Here is an 18,141-nt window from a genome sequence, read left to right on the forward strand (position 1 = left end):
ATATAATTACAAAACTATTATTAATTACTTAAAAATAAAAATACTGAGCATATCTCAGTATTTTTATTTTATCTATTTATTGTCCATATAAAGTAATTTAAAAATAATGCATAAAAAGTCCATAGAAGATATGGTATGTTTAAATATGCAGCTTTTTTATTTAATTTGTAAAATTTAAAAATCATTGTTATTATTATTACAATCATAATAATTAAATCTGCCATCGCTGTAAACCTTAAATCTAGTCCAAAAAACAGTATACTCCATAAGAAGTTAAGACCTAGTTGTAGCCAATAATAAAACATAGCGTCTTTAACTTTGGTAGATTTATAATCTTTTTTCATAATAATATATGAGGATATCCCCATTAGTATGTAAATTATAGTCCAAGCTATAGGAAAAATAAAACTTGGAGGTGCAAATCCTGGCTTTATTAATTGAGAATAAGATGTAGCTATATCGACTCCTGAAAGTATTTGTGATATAAAACTACTAGCATAACCAATTGCTAGTGGTATTAATATACTTATTAGAAAATTTCTAACTTCTTTTACTGATATAATCAAAATTTTCCCCTCTTTCATATTCTTATTTAATTAATAAATATGTACAAGACTATATCATTATTCCAAGTTTTACTTTCATTATTTATAAATTTAATTACTATAAAACTATACCTTATCATATCACTTACATATTCGCTAAAATATTTAGTAATACATAAAAAAGCCTAGAGATTTCTCTCTAGACTTTTAATCTATTGTAAGTTAGCTTTAACCAACTCATTTATAAGTTTGCCATCAGCTCTTCCTTTTGTTTTCGGTTTTATAGCTGACATTATTTTTCCCATATCTTTCATAGAAGTTGCTCCAACTTCAGATATAGTAGATTTTACTATTTCATTTAATTCTTCTTCGCTTAATTGCTGAGGTAGGTACTCTTTTAAAACTTCGATTTCAGCCTCTGTTTCTTTTACTAAGTCTTCTCTATTAGCTTTTGCAAATTCAGTTAAAGCATCCTTACGTTGCTTTAATTGCTTAGAAATTATATCAATAATTTCCTCATCGCCAAGTTCAACTCTATTGTCAATCTCGTATTGCTTTATAGAAGCTCTTATTAAAGTTACTACAGACTTTTTAACTGTATCTTTGTTCTTCATTGAAGATTTTAAATCTTCTTGTAACTTTTCTTTAAGGGACATTCCCTTCACCTCTTTATTTCTTTTTTACTATTTCTTAGCGTTTTTTCTTCTTGCAGCTTCTGCTTTTTTCTTACGTCTAACGCTTGGCTTATCATAGTGCTCTCTTTTTCTAACTTCAGACATGATGCCAGACATTGCACATGAACGCTTGAATCTTCTTAAAGCGCTGTCTAATGTTTCATTTTCTCTAACTCTTACTTCTGACATTTCTTTTTCCCTCCCTCCGATAGCGCGAATTATGCTGGGACTGTAACTACGATTATATCTGCATAATATGCATTACAACCTCACACTTTGTTTATTATAAACTAATCTTTTATTTTTTTCAAGTATTTTTATTTAATAAGATTTTAATTTTTAAATTTAGACTATTTTTTCTCTATTTCATACATAGGTAGCTTTTTGCCAGCTAATATATGGTAGTGAACATGCTTAACTTCCTGTCCGCCATCTTCTCCACAGTTATTTATAATTCTAAATCCAGTTTTATTAAATCCTTTTTTATTAGCTATTTTATTAATTACATTATGAATATGTCCCATGATTTCCATTTCATTTTCAGGTATATCTACTACACTTTCATAGTGTTTTTTTGGTATAACTAATATATGATATGGCGCTATCGGATTTATATCATTAAATGCTAAAACTAAGTCGTCTTCATAGACTTTACTGCACGGAATTTCTCCCTCTATTATTTTACAAAATATACAACTCATTTTAATTCCTCCCCATATAAAATTTCTCTATAGTTCTATATACTATACTAATATTCCTTCTACATACTGGTCTTTAACATTAATTATCTTAACTTTTAGTATTTCACCTTGTATGTCTTTTTCACTTGGAACAACTACTCTTATATAGTTAGTAGTTAAACCTTCATACATGTTATCAACTACACTTTGTTCAAATAGTATTTCTAGTTCTTCACCTATAAACTTAGATGCAAACTTATTAAAGTTTTCTTTGTTTAAATTTAAAAGCTTATCACTTCTAAATTGTTTCATTTGTGGATCTATTTGATTTTCCATAGTTGCAGCTGGTGTACCTTTTCTTGGAGAATATTTGAATATATGCATTTGAGAAAGCTCTATATCCTTTAAAAATTCATAAGTCTTATTGAATTCATCATTAGTTTCTCCCGGAAACCCTACAATTACATCAGTAGTTATTGCCACATTAGGTATATTTTCTCTTAATCTATCTACTATAGCTTTATATTCCTCTGTAGTATATCTTCTATTCATTCTTTTTAAAGTTTCATCACATCCACTTTGTAATGATAAATGATAGTGTGGGCACACTTTTTCCATTTTCGAAACTTCGCTTACAAACTCATCAGTAAATAAAACTGGCTCAACTGAGCTTAGTCTTATTCTCTTTACACCTTCAACTTTATTTATTTCTTTTATTACATTTAATAAATTTATTTGTTCATCTCTTAAGTCTTTTCCATAAGAAGCAACATGTATTCCTGTTAAAACAAATTCTTTATATCCATTACTTACTAATTTGTTAACTTCTTCTAATATGCTCTCTAAACTTCTACTTCTTACCTTACCGCCTCTAGCATAAGGTATTATACAATAGCTACAAAATCTATCGCATCCATCTTGTATTTTCATAAATGCTCTAGTTTTTCCATTAGATTGGCTTATTTCTATTTCTTCAAAAGCTCTAACCTTCATTATATCATCAACTGTACTTACTTTTTTACTTGCATCTATTTTTTTAATTTCATCAACTATTGTTCTTCTTTCATTAGTTCCCATTACTAAGTTTACTTCTTCAATATCTAATATTTCTTCTGGAGATACTTGAGAATAACACCCAACAACAGCTATTATTGCATCTGGATTTTTCTTTTTCATCCTTCTTATATATTGACGTGATTTTCTATCACTCATATGTGTTACTGTACATGTATTTATTACATAAACATCTGCAAATTCTTCACTGTCAACTTGAATGTATCCTTCCTTTTTAAACATTTCAAGCATTGCTTCTGTTTCATATTGATTTACTTTACACCCTAGTGTATAAAAAGCTACCTTTTTCACTTTATTCATTACCTCCTATGTCACTTAGTTCATATAAAACTATTGACGACGCTACTACTGACGCTGTCTCTGTTCTTAATATTCTTGGCCCTAGAGAGACTACCTGTCCTTTAATTTCTTCTATAGATGCAATTTCACTATCTTCAAATCCACCTTCAGGACCTACAAAAATACCTATATTATTTATATCTACACCTTTTAAAGCTTTTTTAATCGATTTTGTTCTTTCGTTTTCATAAGGAGCTATATTTAAGTCATTTTCCTTCATATCTTCTAAAGCTTCTTTAAAACTTAATATACCTCTTAACTTAGGTATCTTCCCTCTTTTACTTTGTTTAGCCGCTTCGTATATTATTCTTTCCCAACGCTCAATTTTTTTATCTTCCTTTTTATCAGAAACATTAACTACACTTCTCTTTGTTTGAACTAGTATTATTTCGTCTACTCCAATTTCTGTAAGTTTTTGAAGTATCATTTCCATTTTAGGACCTTTTGGTAATCCTTGATATAATTTAACCTTTAAATCTGATTCTCTTTTTATATCAATATGTTTTAATATATCTAAAGTAACATTATCTTTATCTATATTAGTTATTTCACATATATATTCCTTATTATCATTATCGCATATTTCTAATTCTTCTCCGATTTTACATCTTAAAACTTTAGATATATGTTTAACATCTTCACCTTCAATGATACATGTGTTATTTTCAATACTTATATTTTTCTTTTCTACAAAAAATCTATCCATAATTTCACCTACTTAAGTTTTGATACTATAGCATTCCACTCACCTAAAGATTGAACTTCAATTATCTCAAATCCATTCTCAACTAGGCTAGTTTTTACTTCATCAACTTTAGCATGTATTATACCTGATGATATAAACACTGCATCATCTTTCATAAAGTTAGCAACATCTTTAGCTAATATTTTTATTATATCCGCTATTATGTTAGCAACTACTATATCTGCTTTATCTTTTATAACTTCTGTTAAATTTCCATGAAGTGCGAATACTTTATCTTCTACTTTATTTAATTCTATGTTTTCTTTAGATACTTTTACAGCTACTTCATCTAAATCAACGGCTGTTACTTCCTTTGCTCCTAATTTTGCTGCAGCTATTGCAAGTATCCCACTTCCACAACCTATATCAAATACCTTTGAATCTTTTTTAACATATTTTTCTAATTGTTGTATGCACATACTTGTAGTTTCATGAGTTCCTGTACCAAAAGCCATACCTGGATCTAATTCTATTATTAAATCTTCTTCTTCAGCTTTATATTCTTCCCATGTTGGTTTTACAACTACTCTTTGACCTACTTTTGTTGGTTTGTAGTAGTTTTTCCATTCATTAGCCCAATCTTCTTCATCAACTTGAGAAAGCTCAACTATTGCATCTCCTATATCTATTCCAAACTCTTTTAGTCCTTGTATCTTCTCTCTTATTAAATTTAAGTCTTCACTTACGTCTCTTTCTTCAGTTATGTAAGTTTTTATTATAACTCCATCATATCCACTATTGAATATCTCTTCTTCTACAAAGTCCCAGTCATACTCATTTTTCTTTTGGAATTTAAAGTCTTTAGGGTCTTCTATTGATACTCCACCTACATTTTGTTCATATAATATATTAGTTATGGCTTCAACTGCTTCAGTTGTAGTCTTTATTGTTATTTCAGCCCATTTCATTTATTAAGCACCATCCTTATGTTTAATTGTCTTATTTTCATAAATTTTATTATATCATAATTATTATTGTCTTTAATATCATTCTTTAATCTATTTTACAATACCCTACAATTATAACTCTAAATGTAGCATATAAATATAAATACTTTAAAATTAAAACTACCTTTTTCCTTTAAAATACAAGAAAAGTAGTTTTATATATTATTAATCTATAGCTTTTTAAATAGTTGTTATATTATATTATTTTATTTCTTAGAAATACTAAAGTTCATTAGCTTTTCATTATAATTTAATATAATTTTACCATAATCTATTCCATTGATGTTTATATTACAGCTACTATACTTCTTACTATATCCATTATTAATTAGTTCAATATTAATAATTAGTTTATCTTTATTTTCTACAGATATCTTGTATAAATTATATTTTCCATTTCTATAATCAAATGACTCTCCATCATCTTGATAATGAGTATACTCAAAATTATTTTCATCTAAGTATATATCTAAAACTAAAGTATCTATTTCTTTTTCACCTATATAATTTATTTGAGGGAAATTTGGTATTATGCTTCCTGATTTAATATATATTGGACATATATCTATGGGAGTTTCTTTTATTATATACTTTCCACCTTCATACACTTCTTTTGTCCAGTAATCTATCCATCTACTCCCTTTTGGTAAATATACCATTCTAGCCTTTTTACCTTGTTCAAGTATTGGAGCTACCATTATATTTTCACCACAAAGGAATTGGTCGTTTATTTCATATGTTTTTTCATCATTTTGATAATGTAGTAAAACAGGTCTTATTAGAGGAAGTCCATCCTTTTCTCCTTTATAGAAATTATCATATATATATGGAAGTATCTTATATCTTAACTTTACATATTTTCTATAAATATCTTCTGTCTTTTTATCAAATGCCCAAGGTTCTTGATCTCTTGAATAAATTGTTGTGTGATTTCTAAATAATGGAGTAAATGCACCAACTTGAACCCACCTACTAAGTAACTCCGATGTAGCATCATATCCAAACCCACCTATATCTGTACCACAAAATGACATTCCACTAAGACCTAAATTCATAAGCATTGGCACACTCATTCTAAGGTGTTCCCAAGTACTTTGATTATCTCCAGTCCAAACTGTGGAATACTTTTGCGTTCCTGAATAACATGCTCTTGTTATTACAAAAGGTCTTTTATCTGTATGTTTTTTTATTCCTTCATATGTAGCTTTACTCATCATATGTCCATATACATTATGAATTTCTTTATGGTCTAAAATATCGCCATCTTCATTAAATTTGATATCATCTGGAAGTGGCCCATTGAAACTTGCTGGTTCATTCATATCATTCCAAACTCCAGCTACTCCATCCTCAAGAAGTATTTTTTGATTATTTGACCACCAGTTCCTAACTTTACTATTCATAAAATCTGGAAAAACAGAATTACCTGGCCATACCCAGTTAGTATATGTTATTCCATTTTTATCTGTTGCAAAATATCCATTTTTTAGACCTTCATCATATATAGAGTAACCTTTTTCTACCTTAACACCAGGGTCTATTATTGTAACCAACTTAAATCCATTTTCTTTAAGATTTTCTATCATTTTTTTAGGATTTTTAAATTTATTTTTATCCCATGTAAATACTCTAAAATCATCCATATACTCTATATCTAAGTATAGTGCATCACAAGGTATATCTTTTTCTCTAAATTTATTAGCTATATCAACTACATTACTTTCAGGACAATACGCCCATCTACACTGTTGGTATCCTAAAGTCCATAGCTGAGGAAGTGGAGTACTTCCAGTTAAATATGTATATCCTTTTATTACTTTATCGACACTTGGTCCATATATAAAATAATAATCGATGTTTCCATCTAATGACGCAAAGTAATAATAATTCGAATTTTCTTTTCCTAAATCAAAATGAGATTCAAAAGTATTATCAAAGAAAATTCCAAAAGCTTCTTTATCTTCTAAAGTTATAAAAAATGGTATTGATTTATATAATTTTTCATATGTTTCACCATGAGGAGTTGGGTCATCTGTATTCCAATTAATATAATGACACCCTCTCTTATTTAAATGACCCGTTCTTTCACCAAATCCATAAAAATACATCTCTTCTTTTAATTTTTTAGGGATAAATACCTTGTATTCTACATGATCTGTTGGTTTATGGCCTTCCTGCATGGCTATATCTAATCTACCCGCACAGTTTTTTATAAATGGTTCCCTATCTCCCCTATAGTCTTCGCATATCAATTTTCCATTTTTATTGTATATATCTGTTTTAAAGTTATCATATACCCTTATAATTAAATCATTAGTTTTTATCTCTATATATAATTCTTTATTTGTAACTTTAAATTTGCATTTTTCTATCTTAAAATCTTCAATTGCTTTAGACTTTCTCTTCTCCCTTAATGTAGGCACAAAAAAGTTTACTATATAAGAATTTATAATTTCTATTTTTACATCAATATTTTCAAATTTTATATTTACAATATTATCTTTAATGTTATAATCTTTTATTTTTCCAAACATGTCATCCCTCCACTATATAACCTTATAAGCTGATGCATAATATACATCAGCTTACTTAAATATTTAAATTATTTAATTCTCTTTTACTATTTCAACTTTTTCATTTACTACTTTCGGATTTTTTAAATTTTCAAAAGATGTTTTTAAATCAGATTCAACTTTTAATATTTCTTCCTTTTCTACTTCCACTTTATCTATCACTTCTTTAGCTTTTCTTAATATAGATTCAAAGCTTTCATCTTTTATTCCTAAATTTTTATATTCTTCCTCTATTTTTTGTATAGTCTCATTCAATTTATATAAAGATTGTTTATTATCTATAACCGTAACTTTATTAGCGTCTAAACCTAATACTTCTATTTCATAAATTCTAGTTGCTCCACCTGATCCTTGTTCTGATTTATTTATTTTAACTCTTACATATCTTGCTAATTCATAGTTTAAATCATCTTTAGATACTGCATCAGTATTTCCTTTTATATCTTTTAATTGAGTCCATGTTTTTGAATCCTTGCTAACTTCTACAGTATACTCAGATGTATTTAAATTTCTAGCTTCTCCACCTGCTTGTGCATGGCTCATTCTTAGTTCCTTTATAGTCATTTCTTTCCCTAAGTCAACTTCTATCCAGTTACCTTTTTCTCCAAATGCACACCACTTACTACTTAATTTTCCATCAAATGCAAATTTAGCAGCTTCCCCATCATTAACTTGGGCATTGGCTTTTGCTTCTTTATTTAGGGCTAAGTTTGAAAGCCCACCTTTAGCTTGATTACTTACAACTATAAAATCATCTTTTTTATTAATGGTTTCTCCTGCTGGATTTGATACTATTTGAGTTACAGAATATACTCCTGGTTTATCAAACTTAACAGTTATTTTTTCACCACTTAATTCTTCATTTTTATGTAGTCCTTCAATTTTCCACTTAACATTATCTTTAGCTAATGACTTATCACTTAAAGTTATTGATTCTCCTGGTGCTACAATTTGTGAGCTAATTTCAAAATTAGCTTTAGGAGTTTCAAGTTTTGGCCACTTAACATTTACTTTTGCTTCGTGTTGTAGGTTAGTTTGGTTAAGCTTACTTACTGGTTTTACTATAAAAGTTGACTGTGTATCTAATGTAAGTTCTCTTTCTATATTACTTACATAGAATGCATTTGTTGGAGTTGCTCCTATTAGTTCTTTATTTCCTTTACTATCTTCTATGTATATTTCATAATGACTTACATCATTACTTCCTTTATCCCATGTTAATCTAACATTTCCATAATAATTATCTATAACTTTAAAATCTTCTACTTTTAAATTAGATATTTTAGAAACATCATTACCTTTATTTCCATCTGTTATAGACAATTCTCCTAAATTAAGTTTGTACTTAGTTGATCTAGATCTACCTTCTATAACTAGAGATATTTCCTCCAATTCTTCACCTGCAAATTTACCTAAAGAGGCTTTAGATTCACTCCAATTTCCAGTTTGCTTAGTATCTAGGTTTACAGTTTTCTTTTTACCGTTAATAACTAATTCTAACTTAAGCTTAGCTTTATCATTAGTTGATTTGTATTTTAAAGATATCTCTGTGTTTGAAGTTAAATCTACTTCTGAAGCATATAGTTTTATAGTACTTTTTCCACCATTTTCTAACTTACCTCTAAGCGCTATAGAATTTCCTCCATAGAAACTATCAGTATAATCTACATCTGCACTTAAGTTATTTTTCTTATTATCTATTACCCATCTATAAGTTGGCATTACATCCATCATGCCTCTATGGTTCCATTCATCATCTGAAACTTGCTTTCCATTTACATTAAAGAACTTACCATTACCCATAGAGAAATTTGTTACAAATGGTAAAGATGTTACAGGAGATTTTTCTACTATGTAGTTAGATATACCTTTCCAATCGTCTTCACCCTTTTCCCTTGGATCTCCACTTTCATTTACCCAGAACTTATTCTCTTTTGCCAAAAATTCGTCAAAATCTTTTGATGAATCATAAGTCCATGAAGGGCAGTATAATCCTAAAGATGTATTTGCATCTTGACCTTCTGGGAATAAATAATCCCATTTAATTTTTGTATTATATCCGTCAGCTTGTACATCAACTCCTGCATATAAGTCGTATGGGCTTCTTTTCATTCGCTTAGCAAGCTTAGCTGATTCTTTTAACTCTTTACCCGTTACAGTATAAGGAATTCTATTTTGAGTATTTTCAGGATCTACAGCTCCATACTTTTCATTAGTCCACCAGAAGTTTAAGAACATCCCGTCTGATAACGTTTTCTTATTAGTTCCTAAAAAATCCTTATTATAATCATTTAACCTATTTTGCCAAAATACTCTTCCATCATCAATCATAGAATCATACCAAATAATTTCCATATTATCAGATTTTATCTTTTGTAAATATGCTAAAAATTCCTTCATTAATTTTGCTAGCTCAGGTTTAATAGTTTCTCTATCACCTGTCTCTTGATTTATAAACCATCCATCAAAATTATAGTACTTTGCTACTTCAACTAGCTTATCAGCCATAGGGAATGTTCCATCTTTACTCTTTTGTAAAAACTCCTCCATCCACTCATATCTTCCTCCATACTCTAGTGGTGGGAAAAATACAGTTCCTAAAACTGGAACTCCATTAATATGAGCTGAATCTATTAAGTCTGCACTTGGACTTAATATTAGACCTTCTCCACCAGATCCTCCCCATGAAACTAGTGTGTCTATATATTGCCAATAACTAAAATTGTATCCATCAAATTTATCTTTTCCTTGAGATGGAGTAGAGCTAGTTGTTTTATTAGCTATAGCTAAAGATATAACTTTAGCATCTTCACTTTGTGAGTTCTTTAATTTTTCTCCATCTGTTCTTTCTTGAAGAGGTACTGTTCCAACGTTAAACTTTGCGTCTTTATCAGTTTGTGGGTTCCACTTTAATAATTCATTTGGATACCAATACGATGAAAATGGTTGTCCTGTTTTTTCTTGTACTTCTATATCTGATTCTAATATTGCATAACTTGTACTTGGTATAGCACTAAAAAGCATCATTGCAGCTATTGCTGATGAAATAAACTTTCTGTGTTTCATAGGTTTCCTCCCCATATTGATTATTTTATATATTAAAGCGAATTATATTTATCATTTATAATTCGCTTTTTCTAACTTAAAACCAGCAACTTATTTCTATTGTATTTTTTATAGATAAACCTAGCTACTTGAAGTTTCTATCTTATATTTATTAATATAATTATATAAAGCTCCTATTTTACCTGAGTCATTTTGGAATTTACAAGTATCAATTTTGACAAATTTTAGAATATCTTTATTTAAAAGTTCTAATTTTTTCTCTATATTTTCAACTAAATCATTTCTTACACTTAATCCTCCACCGATTAAAATCTTCTCTGGCGCAAAACTATAAACAATATTATAAATACCAACTGCTAACGAGAAATAAAAATCTTCTATCAACTTTTGGACTTCTACATCTCCATTTTCAGCTAATTCAAAAACTTCCTTGCCATCTAGGTTAGTCCCCTTAAGATTATTGACTTTTGATACTAGATTGTATGTTGAACCTAATCTACTAAAAGTTTTATACTCTAAATTTTCTAATTCTGATATTCTATGTTCTAATATATTTATCCCAAATTCTCCAGCCATACCTCTGTATCCTCTATATAATTGGTTATTTATAAATACACCTCCACCAATTCCTGTCCCTATAGTTATACATACAAAGTTTTTATTATCTACTGCATTTCCCATATATTTTTCAGCCATTGCTACACAGTTAACATCATTATCGTAAGCACAATGAAGTCCGGTATGTTCTTTTATGTACCTATTAAGATACATATCTTGAAAGTCTGTTACTTGTCCCATAAAATGAATATATCCATCATCGTCAATACCTCCAGGAACACTCATGGCTACACCTTCAATATTGTATAATTTTTTATATTCATTTATTATATCTACAAGTATCTTTTGCGTTTTCCCTTTACCTTGATTAGGTGTTTTTAAAGAATTAGAAACTATCATATCTCCTTCTTTATTCATTAAACTATATTTTATAGATGTTCCTCCAATATCAAAAACTATATAGTACATAATTCCCCCATGTTTTGTAAATTTTCAAAATTAAAATCCATTATTTTCTATAACTTCTTTAAACCAATAAGCGCTTTTTTTAGGTATTCTTTTAAAATCGTTATTTATATCAACCTCTATAAATCCATATCTATTTTTATAAGCATTTAACCAAGACCAGTTATCCATAAATGTCCATAAATGATATCCTTTTAAATTACATCCTTCTTCAAGTGCTTTATGTACCCATTTCAAGTGCTCACTTATAAACTCTATGCGGTAATCATCTTCTATTTTTCCATTTGTCTTAAATTTATCTTCACCTTCTACACCCATACCATTTTCAGATATAAAGAATGGAATATTATTATAATTGTCTCTAATATTTATAGATAAATCGTAAATTCCCTTTTCATATATTTCCCAACCTCTATGAGGGTTTATTTTCTTTCCAGGCATATCATAAAAATCAAAGAATGATTCTGGTGTTAAAAGTTCTCCTTCTTCAACATTGCTTTCCTTAGCCTTTACTCTTCTTGGCTGATAGTAATTTACTCCTAATAAGTCTACTATATTATGTTTTATTATATCTAAATCTTCTTTTGTAAAATCAGGCATCAGATTTTGTTCTTTTACAAATTCTATTAATTCCCCAGGAAATTCTCCCAAGACAGATGTGTCTAAGAATGACCTATTTAGTATTAAATCAGCTATATTAGACGCTTTTAAGTCCTCTTCACTATTACTTCTTGGGTATGATGGTGTTAAGTTTATTATTATTCCTATTTCCCCGCCTTGATTTAATTTTTTATATTCCATAATAGCTAATGAACTAGATAACATTATATGGTATCCAACTTGTACTGCTCTTTTAAAATCAACTACACATGGATAGTGGTAATGACCTAAGTACCCACATTCAACTGGAACTATCGGCTCATTATGAGTAAACCATTTTTTAACTCTATCTCCAAATAACTCAAAACATTTTTTAGCAAAATTTTGATAACAAGTTACAACCTCCCGATTTTCCCACCCTCCTATATTTTGTAGATACATAGGCATATCAAAATGGAATAAATTTATAAATGGTTCTACATTATTTTCTATCATAGTATTTATTACGTCATTATAAAATTTAACTGCGTATTCATTTACACTTTGGTCTTCATTTATAAGCCTAGACCAACTTATAGAAAATCTAAATGAATTATGTGAAAAATCTTTCATTAACTTTATATCATCTTTATATTTATAATAAAAATTACTAGTATTATAAGGACCTATATTATTGTGAAATTTTTCTGGTTCTATTTCATACCAGTAGTCCCATATATTTTGTTCTTTTCCTTCAATATTATATGCACCTTCCATCTGCGTTGCTGATGATGCACTTCCCCACCAAAAATCATTTGGAAATTTATAATTCATGTTAACTCCTCCATAAAATTCTCTTAATTAACTTAATCGATCTATGTTATAAAAAAAGCTATATAACTATACCTATAGCTATATAGCTTTTATAACTTTTATTTTTTAACTTTTATCCCACAGTAATCTAATACTAATTCACAAAACATCATATTTGCCCAAGAAAACCAATCTCTTGTGAATTTACTTGGGTCATCTGGATGGAATCCTTCATGCATTAAATATGTTCCTGCATCTGTATTTTTCATAGTTTCTAATAATTCTTTCTTTTTATTCATATCATTAGTTGTTAAGCCTTGCATAGCAAGTGATATATGCCATATATAACCTTCAGGAGTGTGAGGGCTTCCTACACCGGATGCAAATTTTCCTATATGGAACTCTGAGTTTTCAGTGCTTAGTATGAAGTTTCTTGTATTAACATATTTTTCATCATCTAAGTCTGCATACCCTAAGTATGGTATCGCCAATAAACTCGGAAGATTTGCATCATCCATTAAGTTGTAGTTGCCTAATCCATCTACTTCATATGCATATATTTCTCCACATCTTGGATGGTTATATACTGCATGCTTTTGTATTCCTTCATTTATTTCATCACTTAATTCTCTTGCGCATTTAGATAGTTCACCATCATTTAATATTTCTTTAGCGATTTCATCGATATAATTTAGTACTACTACTGCAAACATATTAGATGGTACTAAGTAGCTATATTGGCACGCATCATCACTTGGTCTAAACCCACACCAAGTCATTCCTGTTTCTTTATGCATTGGCCCTTTACCACTTCTTGCTAATGTATCTAATTGACGACAATCAAGTCTTTCAAATATATATGGAGAGTTCTCTTCATGATTTTGTTCCACTTTCCACAAATCAATTATTGTATGTGCTGCCTTTTTAAAAGTTTCATTAAATTGAGTTGTTCTTCCCGTATTTTTATATAATAAGTAACTTAATTGTATTGGGAAGCATAAAGAGTCTATCTCATATTTTCTCTCCCATATTTCAGGCTTCATATTGGTTAAATCACTTTGATGCCCCATACCATTTGCATCTTCATTAAATGCATTTGCATATGGGTCAACTAGTATATATCTAAATTGTCTTTCAACTAACCCTTCTATCATATCAGCGATTTCTTCATCTTCATTAGCTAAAACTAAATATGGTCTAATTTGGCATACAGAGTCTCTTAACCACATAGCTGGTATATCCCCTGTTAATACATATGTTGTACCATCATTCATTCTTTTAACAGTTGTATTTATAGTATTTAAGAAACATTTTTCAAACATTTCTCCTAGTTTTACATCATCTTTTAGCTTATCTTTCACTTCTTGTACTAATACATTTATTGAGTTATACATTTTGTCCCCCTATATTAATCAAGGTATTCTACTACTATTTTGTAGAAGAATACCTTGATATATAAATTTAATGTTATTTTATTAGTTATTTATTATTTTTTTTGATCTGCCATCCACTTGTTGTATTGTTCTTGTATATTAGCCATAACTTTATCAATCCCAGCAGATTTTAATTTCTTATTTAATTCTCCTAAGTATTTATCTGTATCTACAGATCCTGTGAATAATGGAGCTTTAAATTCTTGAACTATATTAGATATAGTTGCTAATTCTGTACTTATATCAGTTGTATCTACATAGAATCCTAATGTTGGAGATGCCACTGCTTTTTCATTGAATTTTTCATATTGTTCTATTCTATCCTTAGGGTCAGTATCGAAGTTTTTAGTTAAAAATACATTTCCTAAAGCCCAAGAAGGCATGTTATAAGCTTTAGCTTCTTCAGTTTTAGTTATAGTTTTATCTTCATTAGTCTTGTAGTGAACATCTTCTATTCCTCTATCTATTAAGTTTCTTAAGTACTCATCTGTATTTAATAAGTTTAAGAATTTCATAGCTTCTTCTGGATGTTTAGATGCTGCTGATATTGACATTACAGAACCTGTAACAGAGTTATTTATAGTTAAAGGATCATGCATTTCACTATATTTAATTGGATATCCTGCATTTGAAGACCACATTTCTCCTGCACCTGGTGCATATTGTTCTTTTCTAACAAACCAGTTTTGAACACTCATTTCATGTGGATCTGTATCTGTTGAAGCTTGTGTATGTATAAATCCTTTTTGGTAGAATCTTCTTAATGTATCTAAAGTCTTTTTAACATCTTTTTGTTCATATATATTTACAACCTTAGTTGTATCACCCTCTAAAGCTATACCAAATGGTAAATTTTCTCCTAATAATAAATCATATGGCATATATGGTACAAAAGTTGATCCTGCTGACATAGGCATTTTTAAGTCTGGCTTTTTAGCTTTAACTACTTCTAATACTTTTTCTAAATCTTCTAATGTTTTAACATTAGTCATATCTACACCAATCTCTTTTGCCATATCTGCATTGTAAGCCCAAACCATTTGTTGTCCAACTTCTTTATTAGCTGGCACTCCGTATAATTTTCCATTTATAGAAGCTCCTTCTAAGAATAAAGGATTTATAGCTTCTTTTAATTCTTTTCCATTCTTTTCTAATAAATCACTTATTTCTAAGTAAGCTCCTTTTTGAGCATTTAATGCATAGTCACTTGCAAATGCTATATCAAATGGTTCACCTGAAGAAGTTATAACTTGCATTTTTTGACCATAATCACCCCAGTCAACCATTCTTAAATCTAATGTGACACCTATTTTTTCCGCTGTATATTTGTTTACTTCTTCCATAACCTTTGCTTGGTCTGGTTGTGGAGTTCCTATCATATACCACACTAATTCAACATTGTCTCCATTACCTTTTTTAGCTTCATCAGACTTTTTAGTGCTTGAGCATCCTGTAAGTATCGCTGATGATGCTATTGTTACTGCTAAAAATAAACTAGATATTTTTTTGAATTTCATAATAAAATCCCCCACTTATTATTTTTTTAATGTATATTTTATTACTCTTTTACCCCACCTATAGTTAATCCGCTTATAAAGTATTTTTGGAAGAATGGATATGTACATGCTATTGGTAATGTTGATATTACTACCATTGCCATTCTAACAGATTCTTGAGGTAATGTTGACATAACTTGTCCACTTAACATTGCATTTTGCCTTATAAATTCCATATTCTTTTCTATCTTCATAAGCATGTGTTGTAGTGGAACTAATTCTTGATAATCAACATATAGCATTGCATTAAACCAGTCATTCCAATATGCTAATGTAGAGAATAATGCTATTGTTGCTATACCCGGTAGAGCTAGTGGTATAACCATCTTTATAAATATCTTAAACTCACTTGCACCATCTATTCTAGCTGACTCTATTATTGACTCTGGAACAGACTTTTGGAAGAATGTTCTCATTACTATTATGTTAAATGAATTAAATGCTAGCGGTAATATTAATGCCCATATAGTATTTTTAAGACCTAATACTTGAGTCATAACTATGTATGAAGGAACCATACCTCCTCCAAATAACATAGTAAAGAATACTAAGAACATAAACTGTTTTCTAAATGCGAAGTTTGGTCTAGATATTGCATATGCATATGTAGATACCATACTTACATTTATTAAAGTTCCTAATACTGTTACAATTATTGTTACTATATAAGATTGAGCTAATTGCCCACCTGATTCAATTAAATATTTATAAGCATCTAAACTCCACTCTTTTGGGAATATAGAATACCCATGTTGTATTAACGATTGTTCTGATGTTAAAGATATTACAATAACAAATACAAATGGGAATATGCATGCTATTGAGAATATCGCTAATATTATGTTTGTTATTATATTTGTTATACCTGTAAACCCTTCATTATAAGCCTTTTTCTTTTTCTTAGAAGAGCGTACTGGCTTTTTTGCATCTTTTTTAATTGCTTGTGAATCCATATTTTATCGGCAAATAAATGCCTCTCCCCCTTCTATTTTAGAATAAACCATATTCAGGATCTATTTTCTTAACTGCAAAGTTTGTAGCCATTATTAATATAAATCCTACTATAGCTTGATATAAACCTGCTGCTGTACTCATTCCTATATTCCCCATATTCATAAGTCCTTTATAAATATATGTATCTATAACATCTGTTACAGGATATAAAACAGCTGAGTTTCTTGGTACTTGATAGAATAATCCAAAGTCTGATCTGAATATTCCTCCGATTGCCATTATTGTAAGTATTATCATTAAAGGTACTATTAAAGGTATAGTTATATTTTTTATTTGTTGCCATTTACTAGCTCCATCTATTGTCGCTGCTTCATAATAAGTTTTATCAATACCTACTATTGCCGCTAAATAAACTATACTTCCATATCCAACACCTTTCCATATATTCATAAATACAAGTATTCCTGGCCAATGTTTCGGTTCACTATACCAAGACACAGGATCTACCCCAAATGCGCCTAATACTGAATTAAGCATTCCTTTATCAAAGCTTAAGAAACTAAATACAAAGTAACTTACTATAACCCACGATAAGAAGTGAGGGAATAACATACTAGTTTGATATATTTTCCCCAATTTTTTATTCGATATTTCGCTAAGTGCTATAGCTACAAATACTGCAAATATTAGTCCTAATAGTATGAATACTAAATTGTATACAACAGTATTTCTAGTGATTCTAAATGCATCTCCACTACTAAATAAGAATTCAAAGTTATCAAACCCTACCCATTTACTATTAATTAAACTTTCTATAAATCCACCCGAACTTATTTTAAAGTCTTTAAATGCTAATACTGTACCAAACATTGGTAAGTATGAGAATATTAATAACCATATAGTTCCTGGTAAAACCATCAATAGCCATGATTTGTTTTTCCATAATTTCTTTAGAAATTTTTTCACTATATCCACCCCTCTCTTTACTTATATTTTACCATCAGGCAAATGTTTTCTAAAGTTTACAATTATTAGATTAGCTACACAAATCTTACTAAGTATACGTTTTCCGAAACTATTTTTTATAAAACACATAAAAAAGGTTAGTAATAACTTATTACCAACCTTTTTTAATTAATT

15 protein-coding genes are annotated in these 18,141 nt (G+C 29.1%); all 15 read right to left on the reverse strand.

Going from position 1 to position 18,141, the window contains the following annotated elements; translation table 11 throughout:
• Positions 1–68: 68 nt before the first annotated feature.
• Positions 69–566, reverse strand: a complete 498-nt coding sequence (locus JWF52_RS01340) for a TspO/MBR family protein (protein WP_208331560.1) — start codon at positions 564–566, stop codon at positions 69–71.
• 191 nt (positions 567–757) lie between these two features.
• Positions 758–1,201, reverse strand: coding sequence for a GatB/YqeY domain-containing protein (locus JWF52_RS01345; protein ID WP_208331561.1), 444 nt, complete (start codon positions 1,199–1,201; stop codon positions 758–760).
• A 27-nt stretch (positions 1,202–1,228) separates the two neighbouring features.
• A complete protein-coding gene (rpsU, locus tag JWF52_RS01350) occupies positions 1,229–1,408 on the reverse strand; it encodes a 30S ribosomal protein S21 (RefSeq protein ID WP_021125460.1) in 180 nt (59 codons plus the stop codon).
• A gap of 161 nt (positions 1,409–1,569) precedes the next feature.
• Positions 1,570–1,920: a histidine triad nucleotide-binding protein gene (locus tag JWF52_RS01355; RefSeq protein WP_208331562.1), complete on the reverse strand. Its 351-nt coding sequence runs from the start codon at positions 1,918–1,920 to the stop codon at positions 1,570–1,572.
• A gap of 42 nt (positions 1,921–1,962) precedes the next feature.
• Positions 1,963–3,273, reverse strand: coding sequence for a tRNA (N(6)-L-threonylcarbamoyladenosine(37)-C(2))-methylthiotransferase MtaB (gene mtaB / locus JWF52_RS01360; protein ID WP_286183942.1), 1,311 nt, complete (start codon positions 3,271–3,273; stop codon positions 1,963–1,965).
• Positions 3,266–4,018 (reverse strand): 16S rRNA (uracil(1498)-N(3))-methyltransferase, encoded by a 753-nt coding sequence (locus tag JWF52_RS01365; RefSeq protein ID WP_208331564.1) that lies wholly within the window; start codon positions 4,016–4,018, stop codon positions 3,266–3,268. Before JWF52_RS01365 ends, mtaB begins: the two co-directional genes overlap by 8 nt.
• An 8-nt stretch (positions 4,019–4,026) precedes the next feature.
• Positions 4,027–4,965 carry a 50S ribosomal protein L11 methyltransferase gene (prmA, locus tag JWF52_RS01370; protein WP_208331565.1) on the reverse strand — a complete coding sequence of 313 codons (939 nt, stop codon included), beginning with the start codon at positions 4,963–4,965 and terminating at the stop codon, positions 4,027–4,029.
• A 245-nt stretch (positions 4,966–5,210) separates the two neighbouring features.
• On the reverse strand, positions 5,211–7,538 hold the full coding sequence (locus JWF52_RS01375; RefSeq protein WP_208331566.1) for a glycoside hydrolase family 31 protein: 2,328 nt from the start codon (positions 7,536–7,538) through the stop codon (positions 5,211–5,213).
• 72 nt (positions 7,539–7,610) lie between these two features.
• A complete protein-coding gene (locus JWF52_RS01380; RefSeq protein ID WP_208331567.1) occupies positions 7,611–10,643 on the reverse strand; it encodes an endo-beta-N-acetylglucosaminidase in 3,033 nt (1,010 codons plus the stop codon).
• Positions 10,644–10,763: 120 nt separating this feature from the next.
• A complete protein-coding gene (locus tag JWF52_RS01385) occupies positions 10,764–11,669 on the reverse strand; it encodes an ROK family protein (protein WP_208331568.1) in 906 nt (301 codons plus the stop codon).
• 30 nt (positions 11,670–11,699) lie between these two features.
• On the reverse strand, positions 11,700–13,079 hold the full coding sequence (gmuD, locus tag JWF52_RS01390; protein ID WP_208331569.1) for a 6-phospho-beta-glucosidase GmuD: 1,380 nt from the start codon (positions 13,077–13,079) through the stop codon (positions 11,700–11,702).
• 98 nt (positions 13,080–13,177) lie between these two features.
• Positions 13,178–14,452 (reverse strand): glycoside hydrolase family 125 protein, encoded by a 1,275-nt coding sequence (locus JWF52_RS01395; protein ID WP_208331570.1) that lies wholly within the window; start codon positions 14,450–14,452, stop codon positions 13,178–13,180.
• 92 nt (positions 14,453–14,544) lie between these two features.
• Positions 14,545–16,008 carry an ABC transporter substrate-binding protein gene (locus tag JWF52_RS01400; RefSeq protein ID WP_208331571.1) on the reverse strand — a complete coding sequence of 488 codons (1,464 nt, stop codon included), beginning with the start codon at positions 16,006–16,008 and terminating at the stop codon, positions 14,545–14,547.
• A 41-nt stretch (positions 16,009–16,049) separates the two neighbouring features.
• Positions 16,050–17,000 (reverse strand): carbohydrate ABC transporter permease, encoded by a 951-nt coding sequence (locus JWF52_RS01405; RefSeq protein WP_208331572.1) that lies wholly within the window; start codon positions 16,998–17,000, stop codon positions 16,050–16,052.
• A gap of 37 nt (positions 17,001–17,037) precedes the next feature.
• Entirely contained in the window at positions 17,038–17,919 is an 882-nt protein-coding gene (locus JWF52_RS01410) for an ABC transporter permease (protein WP_208331590.1), read from the reverse strand.
• Positions 17,920–18,141: the final 222 nt, after the last annotated feature.

It is taken from the genome of Clostridium sp. CCUG 7971 (assembly GCF_017590215.1).
Lineage (GTDB): Bacteria > Bacillota > Clostridia > Peptostreptococcales > Peptostreptococcaceae > Faecalimicrobium.

Coding starts and splice junctions, on each gene's coding strand:
- JWF52_RS01395 (WP_208331570.1), bottom strand. CDS start 14,452: ATGTATAACTCAATAAATGTATTAGTACAAGAAGTGAAAGATAAGCTA.
- JWF52_RS01355 (WP_208331562.1), bottom strand. CDS start 1,920: ATGAGTTGTATATTTTGTAAAATAATAGAGGGAGAAATTCCGTGCAGT.
- JWF52_RS01380 (WP_208331567.1), bottom strand. CDS start 10,643: ATGAAACACAGAAAGTTTATTTCATCAGCAATAGCTGCAATGATGCTT.
- JWF52_RS01385 (WP_208331568.1), bottom strand. CDS start 11,669: ATGTACTATATAGTTTTTGATATTGGAGGAACATCTATAAAATATAGT.
- JWF52_RS01400 (WP_208331571.1), bottom strand. CDS start 16,008: ATGAAATTCAAAAAAATATCTAGTTTATTTTTAGCAGTAACAATAGCA.
- JWF52_RS01365 (WP_208331564.1), bottom strand. CDS start 4,018: ATGGATAGATTTTTTGTAGAAAAGAAAAATATAAGTATTGAAAATAAC.
- mtaB (WP_286183942.1), bottom strand. CDS start 3,273: ATGAATAAAGTGAAAAAGGTAGCTTTTTATACACTAGGGTGTAAAGTA.
- JWF52_RS01345 (WP_208331561.1), bottom strand. CDS start 1,201: ATGTCCCTTAAAGAAAAGTTACAAGAAGATTTAAAATCTTCAATGAAG.
- gmuD (WP_208331569.1), bottom strand. CDS start 13,079: ATGAATTATAAATTTCCAAATGATTTTTGGTGGGGAAGTGCATCATCA.
- JWF52_RS01405 (WP_208331572.1), bottom strand. CDS start 17,000: ATGGATTCACAAGCAATTAAAAAAGATGCAAAAAAGCCAGTACGCTCT.
- JWF52_RS01410 (WP_208331590.1), bottom strand. CDS start 17,919: ATGGTTTTACCAGGAACTATATGGTTATTAATATTCTCATACTTACCA.
- JWF52_RS01375 (WP_208331566.1), bottom strand. CDS start 7,538: ATGTTTGGAAAAATAAAAGATTATAACATTAAAGATAATATTGTAAAT.
- rpsU (WP_021125460.1), bottom strand. CDS start 1,408: ATGTCAGAAGTAAGAGTTAGAGAAAATGAAACATTAGACAGCGCTTTA.
- prmA (WP_208331565.1), bottom strand. CDS start 4,965: ATGAAATGGGCTGAAATAACAATAAAGACTACAACTGAAGCAGTTGAA.